Origin of the sequence: Halopenitus malekzadehii (assembly GCF_900108505.1) — an archaeon.
GTDB lineage: Archaea > Halobacteriota > Halobacteria > Halobacteriales > Haloferacaceae > Halopenitus > Halopenitus malekzadehii.
Genome location: NZ_FNWU01000003.1, coordinates 91,634 through 111,922 on the forward strand (window position 1 = coordinate 91,634; position 20,289 = coordinate 111,922).

Below are 20,289 nucleotides of genomic sequence, written 5' to 3' on the forward strand. Positions count from 1 at the left end.
CGTCCCCGACCGCGAGGGTGACCGTCCCCGAGTCCACGAACCGCTTCGGTCCCCGATCAGTTCCGTCGAGGGTTCACCAGTTTGGTCGAGAGGCTACCAGTTTCACTGAGGTACCCGACCCCTTTTAGCCGATGACGCCGAACCATCGACCGTGTCAGATCCGGCGTATCTGCGGTTCTTTCCGTACGAGGAACCCTATCCGAACCAGCGCGAAGCGATGGATAGGGTCGCGAACGCGCTCTCACGCGGCCAGGACGTCCTCTTCGAGGGCGCGCCCGGAACGGGGAAGACCCTCTCGGCGCTGGTTCCCGCGCTCGAGCACGCACGCGAGCACGATCGGACGGTCGTCATCACCACGAACGTTCACCAGCAGATGCGCCAGTTCGTCGAGGACGCGCGGGCGATCACGCGAACGGAAGCGATCCGAGCGGTGGTATTCAAAGGAAAGTCGTCGATGTGCCACATCGACGTCGACTACCAGGAGTGTCAAACGCTGCGGGACACGACGCGGTCGCTCGTCGAGACCGAGGCGGACAAGGGCGAGCTCGAGCGCCGCCAACGCGAACTGCTGGCGGAGAGTCGCGACGGCGACGCCGCGGCCGCGGAGGCGCGCGAGGTCGTGATGGAGGAACTGGACGATCTGGACGAGGAGATCGCGGAGATCGACTCGGCGAACGTCTGTGACCACTACTACAACAATCTCACGCGGGACACGGACGCGTTCTTCGAGTGGCTCTTCGAGGACGTCCGAACGCCCGAAGACGTCTACGAATACGCCGAGGAGCGCGACCTGTGCGGCTACGAACTGCTGAAGGAGGGGATGGAGGGCGTCGACCTCGTCGTCTGCAACTATCACCACCTGCTCGATCCGACGATCCGTGAGCAGTTCTTCCGCTGGATCGACCGGGATCCCTCGGAGATCATCACCGTGTTCGACGAGGCACACAACGTCGAGGACGCCGCACGCGAGCACGCGACGCGAACGCTCACCGAGAACACCCTCGAGTCGGCGCTCGAGGAGATCGACGGGAGCGACGACTCCCGAGCCGAGGCCGCCGAGAACGTCGTCTCGGCGTTCCACGAGGCGCTCGTCGAGACGTACGATTCGGCCCTGGGGTTCGGGGAGCGAGAGTCGGTCGGCGATCGCTGGGAGGACGTCTCGATAGCCAACGAGGACCGTCGCGACGACCTCACGCTCGCGTTCCTCGACCGATACGCGGGTCGCGGGATCGACGTCGAGGCCGAGCTCGCGGTCCAGCTCGGGCGGGCGTTCGACGAGGAGTACGACCGCCAATATCGGGAGGGTGAGACGACGAGCCGGAAGGAATCGGGAACCCTACAGGCCGCACAGTTCATCGCGACGTGGATGGAGGAGGGAGCCGAGTTCGGCCAGTACCCGGTCGTCTCCGTGCGACGCAACGAGGCCACCGACGAGGTCTACGGCCGGGCGGAGCTGTACACCTGTATCCCGCGAACGGTCACGAGCGAGCTGTTCGAGGAGGTCGCCGCGTCGGTCCTGATGAGCGCGACGCTGCGCCCCTTCGACGTGACCGCCGACGTGCTCGGGCTCGAGGACGTCGCGAGTTTGGCCTACGAACTCGCGTATCCGGCGTCGAACCGCGTCACCTACGCCGTCGACACGCCGCCGCTTTTCGCCTCGGACCGATCGGACCCGGAGGTTCAGGGGACGGTCGGCGAACTCCTCCGGGACGCCATTCGGTTCACGCCGGGGAACACGCTGGTCTTCTTCCCGTCGTATGCCGAGGCCGAACGGTACTATGAACGACTCCAAAGCGGGATCGACGGACGCCCGGAACCGGATCGATCCGGTCCGCTGGGGACGCTCCTCCTCGACGGTTCGAGCGTGGAGACGGAGACCCTCCGCCGCCGCCTCGTCGACGGCGACGACTGTACGCTTTTCACCTCGCTGTGGGGAACGCTCGCTGAGGGCGTGAGTTTCGACGACGACGCGGCACGAACCGTGATCGTCGTCGGCGTCCCGTACCCACACCTCTCCGACCGAATGGAGGCGGTCCAGGCGGCCTACGACCGTGCGTTCGCCGACGGCTCCGGAACCCGCGACCCGGGGTGGACCTACGCCGTGGAAGTCCCGACGGTCAGGAAGACGCGGCAGGCGCTCGGTCGGGTCATTCGGGGCCCCGACGACTTCGGGGCCCGGATCCTCGCCGACCGACGCTACACCGGTGCCGATATGGGCAAGTATTCGGTCAGGGATCGGTTCCCGCCCGAGGAGCGTTCGGAGCTCATCGACATCGCACCGGAGAAGGTGAAGTTCGGGATGTTGAACTTCTTCACGGACCACGACGCCTACGACGGGGATCCGCCGAGCCCGTAGGGGCGAGGAACGTCGAGCCCGAAGACCGGCTTTCGGCACCTCAACTCGGGTTCTTGCGGGTCAGATCGCTCCCGCAGACCGGACATCGATCCCGGTCGTCGTCGAACGTCCGGCCGCAGCCGGCACACTGAAACAGCCACTCGCGCTCCTCGGTGATTCCCTCGCGGGCGATGGGATCGACGGCGACGTCAAGCCGCTCGGCGACGTTCTGCATCGCGTAGTCGTCGGTGACGAGCGTGGCGTCGAGTTCGACGGCCGCGGCGATCAGGCGAACGTCGGTCTCCGAGAGCGTGTCGGCGTCGCCGGAGTTCCGGGCGGCGCGTTCGACGCGCGCGATGACGTCCGCGTCGGGAACGTGCACGTGCATTCCCGACCCCTCCATCGCGTCGAACCGGAGGGCGTGACCGCCGTCGAGCTCCTCGTGGACCGCGGGAATCGACGCCGTGGGGCCGTCGACGTCGTACTCGTGGATGAATGCCGACGAGTCGAGAACGAACATTACCGCGAAACGACGATGTAGTCCTTGACGGCCTGCACGTTCCCGACCGGGATCTCGATCCGTCCTCGGTCGTCGGCCGAGAAGCCCACGCGACCGGGGTCGAGCTGTTCGTGCGGCGAGACCAGGAGGTTTCGCAGCTCGCCGGTTTTGAGGTTCATCGTGATGTTGTACAGGTCGCCGAGTTCGGTACCGTCGGCGCCCATCACGGCTTTACCCGAGAGGTTCTCCGCGAGGATGTCGGCCATACGTCGATCGATCCGGGGCGTCACCTTAAACGCCACGGGCCGTCAGACGGTCGGCGGACGGGACCGATCGGTCCGTGGTCGGGAGCGCCCCGAAACGGGCGAGATCGCCCCTTCGCGTTTTGAAACACTTAACTGGCGTCCACGACTCGAACACGGTAAGTAACCTTCTCGGGGGCATTCCGATGACCGACGACACACACTCCACCACCCTTCGAACGCCGATCGTCGCCGTGCTCGGCCACGTCGATCACGGCAAGACCAGCCTGCTCGACAAGATACGCGGATCGGCCGTCAGCGAGGGCGAGGCCGGCGCGATCACCCAACACATCGGGGCGACGGACATCCCGTTGGCGACGATCTCGACGATGGCCGGCGAGCTCGTCCAGCCAGAGGACTTCGACCTGCCGGGATTGCTGTTCATCGACACGCCGGGGCATCACTCCTTCTCGACGCTGCGCGCGCGCGGCGGCGCGCTCGCCGACATCGCGGTGTTGGTCGTCGACGTGAACGACGGCTTTCAGCCGCAAACCGAGGAGGCGATCGACATCCTGCGCCGAACCGGAACCCCGTTCGTCGTGGCCGCCAACAAGATCGACACGACGGCCGGGTGGAATCCCCAGGAGGGACTGCCGATCCAGGAGACCTACGAGGAACAGTCCGAGCGCGCCCGGTCGATGCTCGATGAGAACCTCTACGCGCTCATCGGCGAGCTCTCGGATGCGGGGTTCTCGGCCGACCTCTACTGGCGCGTCCAGGACTTCCAGAAGAACATCGGCGTCGTCCCCGTCTCCGCGATGACCGGGGAGGGAGTCCCGGACCTGCTGACCGTGCTGATGGGCCTCTCCCAACGGTTTATGAAGGAGGAGATGGCGATCGACGTCGCCGGCCCCGGCGTCGGCACCGTCCTCGAGGTGAAAGAGGAGCGCGGCTTCGGCGCCACCGTCGACGCCGTGATGTACGACGGCGTGATCCGGACGGACGATCAGGTCGTCATCGGGGGACAGGACGAGCCGATCGTCACGGACATCCGGGCGCTGTTACAGCCCCAGCCGCTCGCGGAGATCCGGACCGAAAAGCAGTTCGAGAAGGTCGATTCGGTCGCCGCGGCGGCGGGCGTGAAGATCGCCGCCCCCGACCTCGCGGACGCGATGGCCGGTGCGCCGGTCCGGGTCGTCCGCGACCGGGACATCGACGACGTGATCACCGAGGTGACCGCCGAACTCGAGGAGATCGACGTCGACACTGCCGAGGACGGGGTCGTGATCAAGGCGGACACGCTCGGGTCGCTCGAGGCGATGGCGAGCGCGCTCAAGGAGGCCGAGATCCCGATCATGCGCGCCGAGGTCGGCGACATCGCGCCGCGGGACGTCGCGATCGCCGAGACCGCGAACCAGGACGAACACAAGGCGATCCTCGGGTTCAACGTCGACATCCTCGCGAACGCCAGCGACGAGCTGGAGGCCGCCGACGTCAAGCTGTTCACCGACGACGTCATCTACCAGCTCATCGAGGAGTACGACACGTTCGTCGAGGAGCGCAAACGGGCCCAACAGGAGACGATCCTCGACAAGATCGTCAGACCGTCGCGGTTCCGCCTGCTGCCCGACCACACCTTCCGGCAGAACGACCCCGCCGTCGTCGGCGTCGAGGTGCTTGCGGGGACGCTCCAGAACAACCGCCACGTCGTCGAGTTCGAGAACGGCGAGCCCGACCGACGAGGCCAGCTCTCGGGCATCCAAAAGCAGGGCGAGGACGTCGAGGAGGCGCGGGCGGGCGAGCGCGTCAGCGTCGCCATCGACGGTCCGACCGTCGGCCGCCAGATCGAGGAGGGCGACATCCTCTGGACGGAGATCCCCGAAAAGCACGCGAAGATCCTCGAACAGGAACTCTCCGAGGACATCACCGCCGACGAGCTCGAGGCGCTCCACGGCTACCTCGACAAGCGGCGGAGTCGTGACCCCTTCTGGGGGAAGTGAAGAATGGATCCGGTCGCTACGCGTCGGTGAGGGCGGTCACTTCGCCGTTGGCGTGATCTCGCCGACGGCGTCCATTACTTGGAGGGCCGCACTCGCCGCGAGCCCCTTGGCGACCTCCTCGGTGTCGGTGTCGGCCAGCCCCGTCTCGAGGTCCTCGACGTCGGGGGAGAACCCGGCGGAGACGGGATGTCCGGCGGGCGGGTTTACCGCGACGGTTGCCTGCGGGCCGTTGCTCCCGACGGAGAGTTCCGATCCGACGACGTAGCTGTCGGGGAGGTACGATTCCGTCCGCGAGACGATCCCGGCAACCGCGGTTCGAAGCTCGCGTTCCTGTGTCGCGGACAGCTCGATGGCCGCCCGGTCCGGTTCGCCGGCTGGGGTGACGCCCGGTGATCCCGCGTACGGGTTATTGCCGTTCATTGAGGATGGGATCGATAGGGCCACCGCGTTCAAAAAGGCGTCGGCGATCGCGGAGCGGAACGGGAGATCGATCGGATCAACGGTTCGGTCAATCGGCAGAGCCGGTCAGCGGATCCGGTCAGCAGAGCCGGTCAGCAGATCGGTTCCGACTCCCCATAGGCCGCGATTACGACGACGCAGGTGTGTGCGTCCGGGGCCGGCTCCGCCGACTCGACGAGAGTCGTCCGGTCCCGCAAGTCCCAGTCGCGGAGTTGGGCGCCCGCATCGAGACCGTCGTCGATCCCCGCCCGGACCGCCGTCGGGTCGTCGCCGGTCACCTCGTAGAACAATCCGGGACCCGGGCCGGTCGCCCACCCGAGCCCGGCCGCGATCGTCCCGGAGTCACCCTCGGCGGCGCCGGTCGCCGAGTCGGGCCCGACGAGGCGTTTCGCCTGCACGACGAACAGACGGTTGCCGGCCGGACCGAGGTCGGGGGCCCGGTCGACGATCTCGACGGTCGCATCGGCCGGAACGACCGAGGAGACGGTGACGAGGTTGTAGTTGTGCAGGTTCGCGTCCGCGAGGGCCGCGTCGTACGCCGCCATCGCCGTCGGGGCGACGCCGACGCCGGCGGCGACGTGGATCGATGCCATCGTCGATGATCGGCGGGCGACGTGCTAAGGGATTTCGAAACCGATCGGCGGACGGGTCCGGTCGGCGGATGGTGGCCCCGGATGAAGAACCGATCGGGGCACGCGAGACGGTCAGTATTGGTAGTGGATGTTGCGGTCCGCGGTTTCCTCCGCCGAGTCGAGCTTCTCCACGGCGTCCTCGAAGTCGGATCGGGTCACCTCGGTTCGGCCGTCGCGGATCGCGAACATCCCGGCCTCGGTGGCCAGCGAGGCGAGGTCCGCGCCGCTAAACTCCTCGAGGTCCGTGACGAGCCCGGAGAGGTCGAGGTCGTCGGCGACGTTCATTCCCTCGGTGTGGATCTCGAGGATCCGTTCGCGGGCCTCGGCGTCGGGCTTGGGGACCTCGATGAGGCGGTCGAAGCGGCCCGGCCGGAGGATCGCCTCGTCGAGCATATCGAACCGGTTAGTCGCGGCCATGATCCGGATCTCGCCGCGGTCGTCAAAGCCGTCCATCTCGGAGAGTAACTGCATCATCGTCCGCTGGACCTCGGCGTCGCCGGAGGTCTTCGAGTCCGTCCGCTTGGCCGCGACGGCGTCGATTTCGTCGATGAAGATCACGGCGGGCTCGCGGTCGGCCGCGAGCTCGAAGAGGTCACGAACCAACCGTGACCCCTCGCCGATGAACTTCCGGACGAGCTCGGAGCCGGCCATCTTGATGAAGGTGGCATCGGACTCGTTGGCAACGGCCTTCGCGAGCATCGTCTTGCCGGTGCCCGGCGGCCCGTGCAACAGGACGCCGCTTGGCGGCTCGACGCCGACCGTTTCGAACGTTTCGGGGTTTTCAAGGGGATCCTCGACGGCCTCACGGACGTCACGGATCTGGTCGTCGATGCCGCCGATGTCCTCGTAGGTCACGTCCGGCGAGGCGTCAACCTCCATCGCCTGTGCCCGCGCGTCGGTTTCGTCGTCGAGCACGGTCTGGATGGCGAAGGAGTCGTTGATCGCCACGCGGTCACCGGGGTCGAGATCGGCCGACACCGAGGAGGCCGCCTCGGTGAGCACCTCCTGGTTGTTGCCGTGCTGTTTGATCACGACGCCGTCCTCTGTGGACTCCTCGACGGAGGCGATGTACAGCGAGGAGGTCTTCAGGACCTCGTTCTCCCGTTTGAGTTCGTCGACGTCGCGCTGGAGTTCCGACCGGCGGCTTTCGGCGTCCTCGAGCCGCTGTTCGATCTCGTCGTTTACCTGCACGATCCGCCGGAAGTGCTTGCGGATCGCTTCGAGCCGTTCCCCATCGCTCATCTCGGGATCGAGTTCGAGGCGGGGACGGTCCGGCAGTGACGGACTGTGGGACATTCGTTGCCGGTGGTACGGTTTCGGCGTACATGTGCCTTTGGGTCACGGCCCGTTTTCCGGACGGACCAGGCGTAGAATGTGACCAGTGCGACGATCGGTGCGACGATCGTCGTGAGTCAGCGTCCGTGCGACGAGCGGTTGGATCAGCGTCCGATCGTCGCGAGGTTCTCGAGTGCGACCGATTCGGGGAGCCGGTCGAGCACCGTCTCCTCCCAGCCGTCGTGTGCGAACGTGATCGCGGTGTCGGGGTGGTCCGTCGCGAGTCGAGCGACGCCGTCGACGGCGGCGCGTCGCAGCGCGGCGTTCGGACGGGATGGTGTCTCAGCGGTCAACGGATAGATCTCCGACAGCGCCGGCGGGATGGGTCCGAACGGGGGCCTAACTCGCCACACGGCGTCGTAGTCGTGGTCCGAGGGTGGCTTCGAGACGGTCAGGAGGAGCGATTCGGGAACCGACAATCGCCCGAGTCGATCGTGGTGGCGTACGATCTCGGGGCGACGGGCGGAGTCGGCCGAGAGCGAGAAGAACGTCCCCTTCGAGACGGGGTCGGTCGCCTCGAGTTGGTCACGGTGGTCGAGCAGCGCCCGATAGCCGTCCCACATCGCCGGGTGACCCCGGGCACGGCGTTCGACGAGTTCGAGGAGGGTGCCGGACCGAACGGCCTCCTTGACCCGGCGGAGCTCCTCGAGGGTGACGTGGAGGTTGTGTTCGGCAAGCAGTCGTTCCCGCCGTGCGTCCTCGGCGTCACGGAGGGACGCGGGCGTGTGCTCGGCACAGATCGGGCAGGAACACGGCAGGTACGTGAGCTCCTCGAGGTGTTCGGTACCCGAAACCGTTAGATAACGACCATCGCGAGCCATCAGCGCGTAGGCCGCCGAGTCGAACAGGTCACAGCCGCAGGCGACCGCGAGCGCGAGCATCATCGGGTGGCCGGCGCCGAACAGGTGCACCGGACAGTCCGGGTCGAGCCCGCGTTTCGCCCCCATCACCACGTCGACGACGTCGGCGTACCGATAGCCGTTCATCAGGGGGACGACCGCGCCGATCGGAAAGACGTCGAGGCCCGTCGCGGCGGCGTGGCGGCCGGCGCGTTCACGGAGGTCGGGGTGCGTCGACCCCTGAACCGGGGCGTTGACGAGCATCTCCCCGGTATCAATGGCGGCAGCGTCCGCCAGTGCCGTCTCGGTCGTCTCCAGGTCGGCTTCGGCACGATCGCGGTCGACGTCGGGGGGCGTCGGGACGTCGACCGGCGTGGCGATGTCGGAGCCGATCGCGTGCTGGAACTCGACGATCTCGGCGGTCGTGACGTCGATGTCGCCGTACTCCGCGAGCTGGAACGACCCGGAATCGGTCATGATCGCGCCGTCGAACCCCAGCATATCGTGGAGCCCCTCCTCGAGCGCTCGTTCGCGAACGCGGTCGGTGCTATGGATGATGTAGGAGTTGGTGATCAGGGCATCGACGCCGAACGTCGACTGGAGGCGGCCGGTATCGATCGTGAGCACGTTCGGGTTGATCACCGGCAGGAGGGCCGGGGTTTCGACGGTCACGCCGGCCCGCGGAACGGCAAGGCGGCCGAGACGGCCGGCGCCGTCGTGGTCCCGGATCTCGAACTGCTCGCGCATATCGCGTCTGCGTCGGGGCGGGCGGTAAGGGTTGCGTTCGGCGCTCCCGATTAGCCGAGCACCACGGGGCCGAACAGCATCACGAGCAGGGCGACGAGCATCGTCACGCCGATACCGGTGGTGATCGTCCGGGTGAGACGGGGCTTTGCGTCCACGGGGAGCCGCGAAACGACCGCCTCGGTCGCGGTCCGGAGGATCCGACCGCCATCGAGCGGGAAGGCCGGGATGCAGTTGAAGAAGGCCAGCTGGAGGTTGATCCACCCGGTCCAGAAGAGCACGTTCGCGCCGAGGAAGACGGCGGGATCGCCGAGCGCCGACAGCGGCCCGGTCACATCGTAAAACTGGACGTTCGTCCCGACGAAGCCCGCGAAGTTGTACTGCACGCTCGGATCGACGATGGAGTAGAACGGCAACACGGTGATCAACAGCAGCGTGCCGAGGAACGTGTCGCTCGCCGTGCCGGTCAACATCGAGAGGTACTGAGCAGCCGGGTAGTCGGTCACGCCGAGGCTATCGATCGACACGCCTGAGAATCCGGCCGCGATCTGGACCCCGAGGTAGGCATCGCCCGTCGACCGGTCGCCAGCCGACGCGTCATCGGGCGACGATTCACCCGTCGGTGCATCCCCGCCGGCCGGCGTCGCGTTCTCATCAGTTCCCGCTGCGGCGCCGTCGCCGACGTTCGATCCCAGCGTGACCGTGAACTCCTCGCGGTCATCGTCGACATAGCCGACGATCGTGACCGTCTCGCCGGGATCCCGCGCATCGATCGCCGCGCTGAGGTCTGCCCCATCGACGACGCGATCGTCACCGACGGCGGTGATGACGACGTCCTCGCCGGCCGGGGCGCCCGCGGTGGCGTTGAGCGGTCCATCGGGAACGACGACGGTGAGCGCGCCGATCGGACCCTCGACGGTCGTTCCGTTTGCCGTCTCGATGGTCGCGACGTGGTCGTCGCCGACGGCCTCACGGAACGCCGCTTCAGTGGTGACCGGATCGCCGTCGACGGCCGTGATCGTGTCGTTGACGGCCAGCCCCCCATCGCCGGCAAGCGGCGACGTCTCCGCGACGCCGGTGACGAGCAGCGATCGATCGATGGTCCGGTCGGTGCCGTCGTGTAGCGTGACGGTGATGCGGTCGTCGGTGTTCTCGGAGAGCTGACGGGAGAGGTCGGTGGCGTTGTCGACCGGAGCGCCGCCCACGGCGACGATCCGATCGCCCGGACCGATACCGGCCTCCGCAGCGGGCGATCCGGGATACGCGCCGCCGATCGCCGCGCCGGGTGCGACCGAGACGGCACCCGCAACGGGACCGAACAGCAGTCCGAAGGTCACGAGCACGACGATGAAGTTCGCGGTGACGCCGGCCGCGAACATCCGGGTCCGACTGCCGCGGTTCGCCCGCCCGGTCGACTCCTCGTCTGGTTCGACGAACGCCCCGACCGGAACGAGGGTGAACAAGGCGAGTCCCATCGAGTCGATGTCGATGTCCTCGACGCGGCAGACGAGTCCGTGTGCCCCCTCGTGAACGACGAGGGCGACGAGCAGCCCGCAGACGATCTCGAGGGCGACCGAGAGCGGGAGGAAGTCGTTGACCCCGGGGATGATGAGGACGTTCTGGGGGGTGTTGATGCCGGTCGGTTCCGGCGGGTTCGAGAGCACGCTAAGCGCGTTCGCGATCAGCAGGAGAAACGTCCCGACCATAATCACGAGCGCGACGCCGACGCCGACGTTCGCGACCGCTCGCCAGAGACGTTTCGGCGCGGACAGTCGGTCGAGGATGGCCTTCCCGCGTTTCGTGTGGATCGTCGTCATCGGCCCGGAAACCCGCACCGACTCGGGGAGCAGCCCACGGTTGTCCAGCCACGCCGCCGCCGCGGTGTACGCGAGCACCCCCAAGAGGATCCACAACAGGGAACTCATTGGCGAGTGTTCGGATGCGTCCCGGGTAAGGGGTTCGATCGCCGACACGGGTCGACTGGAACGAACGGTCGGAACGGACCGTGCGGACACCGCTTCCGAGGCCGCCGTGCCCATCAACAACACCCAAATACCCCACCGCCATAGCGTGAGATATGACACCGGTCGAGTTCCTCGCGGAACTGGTCTTCGGCGTGTACCAACTGGCAAGCATCTTCATCGAGAACGTGGTGGCCGGCGGCGACCCGCTCTCGATCGTCGCGTTCCTCGTGGGACAGGTGCTGATCGTCGGATCGATCGCCGCGATCGCCTACCTCGCTGTCGGCGCGCTGGCGAGCACGGTCGGCATACAGATCCCGTCCCCGAGAAAGTAACCGTTCCCGAGAAAGTAACCGTTCCCGACAGGCATCGTCACCGCAGTCGGTTCACGTTCGCCGAGTCACTCTGAAAAGACGTTTCGAAGTGCCGCCGCGGCGTCGGAGACCGCTGCGTCGACGTGCGGACCGATCGGCGATCCAACGACGAGTCCGTCAGCGTACTCCGCGATTTCGTCCGCGCGTTCACGAAGCTCCGCCGGCGATCCGGCGAGGCTGAACGCGTCGATCATCGACGGCGTCACCGTCTCGAAGGCTTCGGAGAACTGTCCGGCACTGACGAGGGTGCCGATCGTGTCGGCCGTTCCGTGGTCGATCCCGTGTCGATCGAGCACCGGCGGCGCCGCGCCGGCGGTGATGAACGCGACCGCGGGGCGGGCGGCGTCCCGAGCTGCGTCGGGATCGGCGTCGACGCTCACGCTTGCGTAGCCGATCAGATCGAACTCGCCGCGATCGGCTGGGCGATCCGCAAGCCCCCGTTCGACCTGATCACGTGCCCAGCGGAAGTCGTCGGGGTGCGAGCCGTTGAACAGCAGGCCGTCGGCGTGTTTCGCGGCCATACGGCACATATGCGGCCCCTCGCCGCCGACGTAGACCGGCAGGTCCGACCCCTGTGGCGGCTCGTAGTTGAGGCCGGCGTCGGTCGCCTCGAAGGTCCCCTCATGATCGATCCGGTCGCCATCCCAGAGTCGCCGTGCCGCCGTGAACGCCTCGAGCACCGGCCGGAGGCCGCGTTGGTCGCCGAGGCCGAGGTTCGCGAGCGTGGACGGATCGCCGGGACCGATCCCGAAGACCGCGCGGCCGTCCGAAACCTCATCGAGCGTCGCGACCCGCGAGGCGAGAGTGACCGGATGCGTCTCGAGCGGGTTGACGACTCCGGGGCCGATCCGAACCGTCGTCGTCTCGGCCGCCAGCCGGGACAGGAACGCCCACGGGTCGCGGTTGTTGTAGTGACACGTCGAGAAGACGGCGTCGTAGCCGGCAGCCTCCGCTGCGACGCCGCGGTCGATGAGTCGATCCAGTTCCTCCTCCGGAGTGAGTTCGATTCCAAGCATAATCAATCACGAGCCGGGATCAGTCGCCACCTTCGCCGCCACCGCCGTCCTCACCACCAGTCCCATCGTCACCGCCAGTCGTATCGTCACTGCCGGCTCCACCGTTCCCGCCGTCGTACGTCCAGTCGCGAAGCGCCTGCCGGACCAGATCGTCTTCGACGTCCCGAAAGTGCGCGTCGGATCCGTCGTGGTCGCCGAACGTGAAGTCGCGAACGACCACCACCGGCGTTCCGCCGTCCCCCTCGCCCGCGATGAGGTTCGCCGCCGCCGCCAGCTCGTCGACCACGTTTTGCACCGTCACACCGAGTTCACGCCCGTCCCGGTCGGATTCGCCCCGCCAGTCGCGGCTGGCGGGCAGTCCCGCCCACCCGATCGCGACACCCCGCTGGCCGTGTCGAAACGGACGACCACAGGTATCGGTGACGACGACGCGATCGGCGGGCAGCCCATCGCGGATCCGGTCCGCGCTGGCGGCGGGCCGCTTCGGAAGCAACAGGAGGTCGCCGGCGGGAACGTTCGACCGATCGATGCCGGCGTTGACCCCGATGTGGCCGAACCGGGTCGCCGTGAGCAGGAACGGTTCCTCGAGAATCATCTCGGTCGACTCCTCGAGGACCGCCTGCGCGAAGCGCGGGTCCTTCGACTCGCCGGTCGCTGCTTCGAGCCTGTCGGCGATCTCCCTGGCCCGCGGTCCCGGCGGGAAGTCATCAAAGTCGTAGACGCGACCTTCCGCCTTCGAGACGACCGTGCTGGCTACACAGACGACGTCGCCGGGGCGGAGGTCGACTCGGTCGCGGATCAAGGCGGCGAGGTCGTCTCCCTCCCGTATCTCGGGCAGACCGGGGACCGCAAACACGTCCATACGGTTCCGTATCGGCCGGGCGAGGGGAAAACCTCGACGGTACTGGCGGAGGCAGCCGGAATCGCCACCGCGTATCAACTGCCCGAAATTTATAAGTGCGGGTCGAAAGCGTATGTAATCAACGGCGATGCCAGGGAACGACAGGGACGACTCGGATCGGGACGAGGAGTCCAACGACGGTGAGTGGCAGTTTGGGTCGGGCGACGATGGTGGGGGAGACCGGTCCGATGGCCGGTCCCGGTCCGGTCGATCCGACCGGTCGCACCGATCGAGAACGCGACGCAACGCCGACGAATCGGACGATCGTGGCCGATCCGGGCGGCGATCGAGGCGACCGTCGACGGCCGAGGGACGGAACGACGATCCGAATCGTCGGCGGACTGCGGATCGAAACCGGCCCGGAGGGGCCAGCGGAACGGGACCACACGGCGGTACGGGTACGGGATCGAATCGCACCACCGGTTCCGAGTCGAACGGAGACTCCGTCACGGATTCGGCCGGGGGAACCGGCGGCAACGGGGGAGAGACGAACGCGTCGTCGACGGCGGGAGACGCACGCCCGCAGGGGACGACGACTGACGACGGACCGAACGGACAGTCGGCCGATACGGGACCCGGGACCGGCGGGACCGGCGGCGCCCAAGCCGGCACGGCGGCTGACAGCGTCGATCGAACCGACAACGGGCAACCGGCAGCAGCCGATCGGACGGGCAGTCAGCTCGGACCGGACGAGGTCTACTGCACGAGTTGCGGAGAGGTGATCAAGGAGATGGCGGAGATCTGTCCGAGCTGCGGCGTTCGACAGCAGGCCGCTACGGCACCGGCCGGAGGCGGCGTACCGGCGGGCGGGGGTGCTCCGGGTGGGGGTGCCCGGGGTGGGGGCGCTCCGGCTGGCGGCGGGATGGCCGGCGGCGCCGCAGCGATATCGGATATGCGGAGACACGAACTCGAGAAGGTCGCCAGAAAGAACAAGGGTACCGTGATGCTCGTGAGCTTCATCCTTCCCTGGGCGGGCTATCTGATGATCGACGAGACCGTCTTCGCGGCGTTGAGCTTCCTGAGTGGACACTACTTCCTGTTGGGTCACCTCATCGTTCCGTTCCACGCCAAGGCGATCATCGATAACGCCCGACAAGAACTCGATCAGGCGGGAGCAACTTGGTGAGTGATGGAGAATGAGCGTTACCGAAGTCTACTGTCGGAGCTGTGGCGAACGGATCAAAGCTGACGCAGAGATCTGCCCGAACTGCGGGGTCCGCAACCAGGCCCACCAGGGCGCCCAGCCGGCTCGCGGCGGCGGTCGGCGGCGCGGTGCTGGCGGGCAACAACGCGCACAGGGCGGCGCGGCTACGCAACGCTCCCCGCCGTCCGATAGCTGGGTCTACGGCGTCGGCGTCGGCACCGCTCTCTGGGTGATCGTCGCGATCCTCCAGCTCCGTGCAATGTCGGCTGTTCAGGGCATTCAGGGTGGCGGATCCCCGCTTGCGGCCGGGGGCCAGGCGCTCACCTCACTGCTCGTTGGCGGCCCCATTCAGCTCATCGCGTGGGTCGTGTTACCGATCGCGTTCTACTACGACAGCAAGTACGTCGCCTACGCGACCGACTGGAACCCCTCGACCGGACTGTTCGTCGGGATCGCGGCGCTGGCGCCGATCCTGAGCAGCCTCGTCGGAATGGTGGCGATGGTCGCGATGGGGATCCAGGGGATGTTCGTCGGCAGCATCCTGGTCCCGCTCGTCGTCGCCGGGCTCGCGGCCTACTACCTCAAACGCCGGTACGATCTGGTCCCGAGCGAGTGACGCAGGCGGCCGGGACCATCTCGCCTCGATCGGGGAACTCAAGCCTCGCCGGCCTCTAGCGACGACGGGCGGCGGTGACGAGGGGTTACCCCCACCGAGCCCCGTGTGACGATCGGTTTTCTTCCGAGCCGCCCGTTTTGCGACGACCCGGACCAGCCCGGTCCGCAGTGCGACGACCCGGACCAGCCCGGTCCGCGGTGCGACGATCGTGAACGGTCGGCCGACACCGTCTCAAGGATCGCGGCGGGCCGACGGCCCCGGAGTGGAAGTGAACTTGATGCGATCACCACCGTCGCAGTCATCCGGTTTCGACTCGAACACATCGGGATGGGACCGGCCGGGACTCTGCCAGTCGTTTATAGCGGATCACGAACCACCGCGTCGCGTGACGTAGCCGATCACCCACGTCGGTCGAGGCGGGAGCCCGGCACGCCGTCGTGGGGTCCGCCCGAGGTACCGGCTGTTCGCCAGCCCGATCGAACGGCACTCAGTAGGAGGCAGCTCGCTTGTCGAGACCCGCAGCCTCAATGTCGTCGCCGTCGACGGAGGTTCGAAGCTCGTCCATCCCGTCGAACCGGTCGATCTCGAAGTTCTCCGCGTACAGCTCCTGGACGCGATCGTACTCCTCGTCCGACAGCGACGGAACCTCGCTCGCCGCCGCCCACTCGTCGATGTCGTCGGTCGTCCGGAAGGTGGGCGTGACCGAGGCGACCTCGTCGTGGTACAGCAGCCACTGGATGGCGGCCTGGCTCATCGTCCGGTCACCGTCGCGTTCGAGGAACCGGATCGCGTCCAGCTTCTCCCAGCCGGCCTCGTACCACTCGTCCGGGCGGTAGGACCGGTGGTCGCCGTCGCCGAGCTCCGTGTCGGGCGTGACCTGTTCGTTGAGCAGTCCCGAGGAGTGGGGAACGCGTGCGAGCACCGACGTGTCGGCGTCGAGATCGCGGATCGTCTCGACGAAGTGCATCCCGGGGTCCTGCTCGAGGAGGTTGAAGACCGTCTGGACCGCGTCGAAGACGTCGTATTCGGCCGCCGCATCGCCCTCGGCCAGCCAGCCGATCGAGGGCCCGAGCGCCCAGCCGATCGACTCGGCTCGACCGTCGGCTTTGAACTCCCGAAGGACGTCGAGGACCTCCGGCGTCACCTCGTCGACGTTGGCGTTGTGCAGCTGGAGGAACTCGACGTGGTCGGTGTCGAGCCGGTCAAGCGACCGGTCGAACGCCTCCCGAAGATACTCGGAGGACAGGTCCTTCGGCAGCTCGCCGTGGCCGGCCTGCGGATTGTTGTAGAAGTCGTAGCCGATCTTGGTGGCAAGCGTCACCTCTTCGCGGTGTTCGGCGATCGCGCGCCCGAGGAGGTCCTCGGAATTCCCGTGACCGTAGACGTCGCCGGTGTCGAAGTAGGTGATCCCGCGATCGAGGGCGTGTTGCACCATCTCGACCGCCTGGTCCTCGGTGCGGTCACCCCACCAGTCGGTCCCGATGACCCAGGCGCCGAAGCCGATCTCGCTCACTGCCACGCCGGAGTTCCCGAGTTCGCGGTCGTGCATATCGCGGGGTTGGGGTGCGTCCCACTTAGCGCGTGTGGTTCGACCGTCGATCGCGGCGATCGCGTGGTGGTCGCCACGATCGGGCGTCGGTGGACGCGAGCGAAGCAGGGTCGATCGACGGTTGCGCACAACCGAATCCCTTTGTGGATCCCCGGCCAACGATCGGCGATGACAAAGCGACACGTGTCCCTCCCCGACGACGCGGAGGCCGGGGTTCAAGGGTTCATCGGCGAGGTGGACGACCGCCTCTCATCGTCGGAGGACACCTGTGACGTCGTCAGGGACGTCCTGATTGATCTCCACGGGGATCGTGAAGCGTGGGACGCCTGGCAGGCCGGCGAGGACGTCTCGAAAGCCGAGCAGGTACGGCTCCAGAGCTATGACCCGTGTAACGCGACGCTCGAGTCGGAGTATTACGCGGAGAAGGACGAGGAGGCCTTCGAGCGCTCGAAACATCTCCAGTGGCTTTGGCGACAGTTCGACGCGACGCCGATGGCCGACAACATCCATTTCGCGCTTCGGTTCCGGCAGATGCTTGGCACGCATCTCTTCGCGGAGTGTGGCGAGAACTGTCGATTCTTCAAGGGTATCTCGTTCACCTACGGACACAACATCGAGGTCGGGGACAACGTCGTGATCCACGACGACGTCCACCTCGACGATCGCGGCAAGCTGACGATCGGCGATCGCGTCTCGGTCTCCGACGGCGCCCATATCTACAGCCACGACCACGACATCGGCGACCAGACGTCGATCCGAAACTTCCACACGATCGTCGAGGACGACGCCCGAGTCACCTACGACTCGATGGTGCGTGCCGGGTGTCGGATCGGCGAGAACAGCGTCGTCGGCGCACGAGCGGTGGTGCAGGGCGACGTGCCGGCACACCACGTCGTCGTCGGGATGCCGGCAAAGAGCGTCCGCGTCAAACCCGGCTGGGAATCGGTCGCAACGGAACTCGACGATGGACGCCTCGAAACCCGACAGGACGACCGCGAAATCCCGGTCGAACTCCCGCCGGATCTCGAGCAGTTCGACGAGTTCGAGCGCGATCTCACCCCACCGGACGCCGAGGAGTGACGGCGCGCTCATAACGGGCGCCTCGGTGTTCACGAACCGCTTCGCGCCGAGGCATACCGCTCGCGAACCTGCTCGCGGCGCGAATGCGGGAGAAGGGATTTGAACCACGTGACGACGATCGCCTCGCTTCCGCTCGGCGCTGCGACGTCTCTGATACAAATCCCCGCCGAAACCCGCCGCTCGCGAACCTGCTCGCGGCGCGAATGCGGGAGAAGGGATTTGAACCCTCGAACCCCTACGGGAGCGGATCTTAAGTCCGCCGCTTTTGGCCAGGCTCAGCCACCCCCGCGCGTCCTGCGGCTTTTCCGGGCGGGCACAAACCACTTTCGGTGAGCCCAGCCCATCGATCGGTCTCCTCGACGTCGATCGGTTCGAGTAGTAGTGTGGGGCACCTCCGCCGATCGAAATATTCGACAAACGATCAAGATATATCGGAATTATACCCATATATAAACATCAATTCCGGACATCATCTAATGACTTATAGGTATATCAGGGATGAAACTATCCGTCCGGATCCTCCGTCGACAGACGACTCACGATGTCCCCGAACACGCTCACACGGAGCCAGACCGAGATCCTCGACGCAGTCGTCGATCTCATCGCCACCCGCGAGGACGCGGTGTGCACGGACGAGATCGCCGACCGTATCGATCGAAATCCGTACACGATCCGGACGGAGATGCAACAACTCACCGCGCTCCAACTGCTCGAGGGGATTCCCGGACCACGGGGCGGCTACAAGCCGACCGTCGACGCCTACCGAACTCTCGACACGCAGGACCTCGAGGAGGTCGCCGTCGTCCCGATAGAGCACGACGGGATCACGACGGACGCCGTGGTGGAGTCGATCGACTTCCGTTCGGTCAACGACCCCGAACGATGCCGGGCGACCGTCACCGCTCGAGCTGGAGCGTCGTCGCTGTCTCGCGGCGAGACGGTCTCGATCGGACCGACGCCGAACACCGGATTGACCCTTGCGGGTACGATCGAGTCGCTCGAGAACGCGGGATCGACCGCCACGTTCACCCTCACGATCGACGAGTTGACGACGGACGCCATCGAGAACACCCCGACGACGACGGCAACGGCCGCCGCGGATCGCGCCATACCGGCTGACTCAACCGCTGATTGAGGCAGCGACGCTTCCGTCGATCGGCCGCAGCGATCGCCAGTCGACCGACAGCGTCCCGTCGCCAGTCGACCGACAGCGTCCCGTCGCCAGTCGACCGACAGCGTCCCGTCGCCAGTCGACCGACAGCGCAGCGATCACCAGTCGACCGACAGCGTCCCGTCGCCGTGCGGATCCGGGGCGATCTCCTCGTCGGTCCGCCGGTCAACCACGTGGATGATGCCGTCGCCCTTCTTGGCGGGACACAGCCGCGCCGCTTCGACGTTTGCCGCGAGTTCGTCCTCGCCGATGTAGTAGGATCGGGGTTTGGCGAGCCCGGTCCCGATGTCCATCTCCCAGTTGTCGGCCGCCTCCGCACACCGCCCCGCGCCGAAGCACTTGTTCGCCTCGAAGACGATCTTATATGGCTTCTCCTCGATCGGGGGGCCCTCACCGCCGATGTCGCTCGGGCGAACCACATCCTCGCGCTCGTCGCTCATAGGTGTAGATCAGGGCGCGATCGCCTTTCGTCTATCGGTCGCCGGGCGCCGACAGCCTTAGGAAACGTCCGCCGGTACTTATGGTCGTGATCGTCGTCGCGACTGCAGACTTTCAGCTCTACCACACCGTCCTGGAGGAGCTGCGCGATCGCGGCGTCACCTTCACCACGATCGAGCCGGACGCGACGGTCAACAACGGCCTCCCTGACCGCACATCGGTGGTGATCGCGACGCCCGAGGATCGAGTCAGCCTCGGCGACCGGGACGACATCGCGTTCGTCGCCGCCGATCCCGAGGATCCCCGCGCCGCCGTCGACGAGGCGCTGGCCGCGCTCCGCGGTGGCGGCGGCCGGACCGTGGTCGGCGTCGATCCGGGCCCCTCGCCCGGGATCGCGGTCCTCGTCGGGGACACCGTCGTGGCCGCCTTTCGGGTTCCGCTGTCCGAGGCAGTCGAGACGATCGGCTCGGAGACGACAGGCGAACCCGATGCGCTGGTGCGAGTCGGGGACGGTGACCGGCTGAAAGGCGCCCGGATCGTCAACGACCTCCCGGAGGACCTCGCGGTCGAACTCGTCGACGAATCCGGCACGACCCCGTACCTCGGGGCCGGCGTTCGTGGGATGGGCGACGTCCTCGCCGCGGTCAACATCGCCCGGATCGAGGGGGAGCCCACGGCTCGGCGGGAGATCGAACCCACGGCGGGCGAACTCCAGCGGATCAAGGACGAATCCCGGAAGCGGTCGGCGGGCGACCGCACCATCGACGAAGTCCTCGCACGTCGGGTCGCTGCCGGCGAGTTGACGCTTGAGGAAGCGATCGACGAGCACCGATCCGACGATTCCTCGTGAGATCGGTGCAGTATGGGTGAGACTGTTACGGGACTGTTACTGGTCACCCCACGTCGATCGACGCGGACGCATCGCTGACCGGTGGTGAAAACGAAAGGGGAGCG

19 protein-coding genes and 1 tRNA gene are annotated in these 20,289 nt (G+C 66.9%); 8 read left to right on the plus strand and 12 right to left on the minus strand.

Annotated features, from left to right (window positions below; genetic code table 11):
- The first annotated feature begins 151 nt into the window (after positions 1-151).
- Positions 152-2,356: an ATP-dependent DNA helicase gene (locus tag BLW38_RS07710; protein ID WP_092816636.1), complete on the plus strand. Its 2,205-nt coding sequence runs from the start codon at positions 152-154 to the stop codon at positions 2,354-2,356.
- A 40-nt stretch (positions 2,357-2,396) separates the two neighbouring features.
- On the opposite strand, the gene BLW38_RS07715 is transcribed toward BLW38_RS07710, so the two are convergent.
- Together BLW38_RS07715 and BLW38_RS07720 are read right to left on the minus strand one after the other, a co-directional pair.
- Positions 2,397-2,855, minus strand: coding sequence for an NOB1 family endonuclease (locus BLW38_RS07715; RefSeq protein WP_092816638.1), 459 nt, complete (start codon positions 2,853-2,855; stop codon positions 2,397-2,399).
- Positions 2,855-3,100, minus strand: coding sequence for a PRC-barrel domain-containing protein (locus tag BLW38_RS07720; protein WP_092816640.1), 246 nt, complete (start codon positions 3,098-3,100; stop codon positions 2,855-2,857). Before BLW38_RS07720 ends, BLW38_RS07715 begins: the two co-directional genes overlap by 1 nt.
- 182 nt (positions 3,101-3,282) lie before the next feature.
- Here BLW38_RS07720 and infB point away from each other — a divergent pair, with 182 nt between their 5' ends.
- Positions 3,283-5,076: a translation initiation factor IF-2 gene (gene infB / locus BLW38_RS07725; protein WP_092816642.1), complete on the plus strand. Its 1,794-nt coding sequence runs from the start codon at positions 3,283-3,285 to the stop codon at positions 5,074-5,076.
- A 36-nt stretch (positions 5,077-5,112) separates the two neighbouring features.
- On the opposite strand, the gene BLW38_RS07730 is transcribed toward infB, so the two are convergent.
- The 5 genes from BLW38_RS07730 to BLW38_RS07750 all read right to left on the minus strand — a co-directional run bounded on the left by BLW38_RS07730 (position 5,113) and on the right by BLW38_RS07750 (position 11,010).
- Positions 5,113-5,496: a DUF5811 family protein gene (locus BLW38_RS07730; RefSeq protein ID WP_092816644.1), complete on the minus strand. Its 384-nt coding sequence runs from the start codon at positions 5,494-5,496 to the stop codon at positions 5,113-5,115.
- A 131-nt stretch (positions 5,497-5,627) separates the two neighbouring features.
- Positions 5,628-6,128, minus strand: coding sequence for a pyruvoyl-dependent arginine decarboxylase (locus tag BLW38_RS07735; RefSeq protein WP_092816646.1), 501 nt, complete (start codon positions 6,126-6,128; stop codon positions 5,628-5,630).
- A 111-nt stretch (positions 6,129-6,239) separates the two neighbouring features.
- Positions 6,240-7,463 (minus strand): proteasome-activating nucleotidase Pan2, encoded by a 1,224-nt coding sequence (pan2, locus tag BLW38_RS07740; RefSeq protein WP_092816648.1) that lies wholly within the window; start codon positions 7,461-7,463, stop codon positions 6,240-6,242.
- 143 nt (positions 7,464-7,606) lie between these two features.
- Positions 7,607-9,088: a tRNA guanosine(15) transglycosylase TgtA gene (gene tgtA / locus BLW38_RS07745; protein ID WP_092816650.1), complete on the minus strand. Its 1,482-nt coding sequence runs from the start codon at positions 9,086-9,088 to the stop codon at positions 7,607-7,609.
- Between the two features lie 50 nt (positions 9,089-9,138).
- Positions 9,139-11,010: a site-2 protease family protein gene (locus BLW38_RS07750; RefSeq protein ID WP_092816652.1), complete on the minus strand. Its 1,872-nt coding sequence runs from the start codon at positions 11,008-11,010 to the stop codon at positions 9,139-9,141.
- A 152-nt stretch (positions 11,011-11,162) separates the two neighbouring features.
- Here BLW38_RS07750 and BLW38_RS07755 point away from each other — a divergent pair, with 152 nt between their 5' ends.
- A complete protein-coding gene (locus BLW38_RS07755) occupies positions 11,163-11,381 on the plus strand; it encodes a hypothetical protein (RefSeq protein WP_092816654.1) in 219 nt (72 codons plus the stop codon).
- Between the two features lie 65 nt (positions 11,382-11,446).
- Here the strand turns inward: BLW38_RS07755 and BLW38_RS07760 are convergent, their stop codons facing one another.
- Together BLW38_RS07760 and BLW38_RS07765 are read right to left on the minus strand one after the other, a co-directional pair.
- Positions 11,447-12,436: a 5,10-methylenetetrahydromethanopterin reductase gene (locus BLW38_RS07760; RefSeq protein WP_092816656.1), complete on the minus strand. Its 990-nt coding sequence runs from the start codon at positions 12,434-12,436 to the stop codon at positions 11,447-11,449.
- Between the two features lie 19 nt (positions 12,437-12,455).
- Positions 12,456-13,298 (minus strand): coenzyme F420-0:L-glutamate ligase, encoded by an 843-nt coding sequence (locus BLW38_RS07765; protein ID WP_092816658.1) that lies wholly within the window; start codon positions 13,296-13,298, stop codon positions 12,456-12,458.
- Positions 13,299-13,425: 127 nt separating this feature from the next.
- Between BLW38_RS07765 and BLW38_RS16225 the strand changes: the two genes are divergently transcribed.
- Positions 13,426-14,463 carry a zinc ribbon domain-containing protein gene (locus BLW38_RS16225; protein ID WP_177167461.1) on the plus strand — a complete coding sequence of 346 codons (1,038 nt, stop codon included), beginning with the start codon at positions 13,426-13,428 and terminating at the stop codon, positions 14,461-14,463.
- 10 nt (positions 14,464-14,473) lie between these two features.
- Positions 14,474-15,097: a zinc ribbon domain-containing protein gene (locus BLW38_RS07780; protein ID WP_092816665.1), complete on the plus strand. Its 624-nt coding sequence runs from the start codon at positions 14,474-14,476 to the stop codon at positions 15,095-15,097.
- A 487-nt stretch (positions 15,098-15,584) separates the two neighbouring features.
- Here the strand turns inward: BLW38_RS07780 and BLW38_RS07785 are convergent, their stop codons facing one another.
- Entirely contained in the window at positions 15,585-16,646 is a 1,062-nt protein-coding gene (locus BLW38_RS07785; RefSeq protein WP_092816854.1) for an aldo/keto reductase, read from the minus strand.
- A 168-nt stretch (positions 16,647-16,814) separates the two neighbouring features.
- Between BLW38_RS07785 and BLW38_RS07790 the strand changes: the two genes are divergently transcribed.
- Positions 16,815-17,726, plus strand: a complete 912-nt coding sequence (locus BLW38_RS07790) for an acyltransferase (protein ID WP_092816667.1) — start codon at positions 16,815-16,817, stop codon at positions 17,724-17,726.
- Positions 17,727-17,930: 204 nt separating this feature from the next.
- On the opposite strand, the gene BLW38_RS07795 is transcribed toward BLW38_RS07790, so the two are convergent.
- Positions 17,931-18,015, minus strand: a tRNA-Leu gene (locus BLW38_RS07795).
- Between the two features lie 252 nt (positions 18,016-18,267).
- Between BLW38_RS07795 and BLW38_RS07800 the strand changes: the two genes are divergently transcribed.
- Positions 18,268-18,861, plus strand: coding sequence for an Rrf2 family transcriptional regulator (locus BLW38_RS07800; protein ID WP_092816669.1), 594 nt, complete (start codon positions 18,268-18,270; stop codon positions 18,859-18,861).
- A 134-nt stretch (positions 18,862-18,995) separates the two neighbouring features.
- Here BLW38_RS07800 and BLW38_RS07805 read toward each other — a convergent pair whose 3' ends face one another.
- Positions 18,996-19,337, minus strand: coding sequence for a ferredoxin (locus BLW38_RS07805; protein ID WP_092816671.1), 342 nt, complete (start codon positions 19,335-19,337; stop codon positions 18,996-18,998).
- 86 nt (positions 19,338-19,423) lie between these two features.
- On the opposite strand from BLW38_RS07805, the gene BLW38_RS07810 reads away from it, so the two are divergent.
- The gene (locus BLW38_RS07810) at positions 19,424-20,185 is read left to right on the plus strand and encodes a hypothetical protein (RefSeq protein WP_092816855.1); all 762 of its coding nucleotides are present in this window, start codon (positions 19,424-19,426) and stop codon (positions 20,183-20,185) included.
- Positions 20,186-20,289 lie beyond the last annotated feature (104 nt).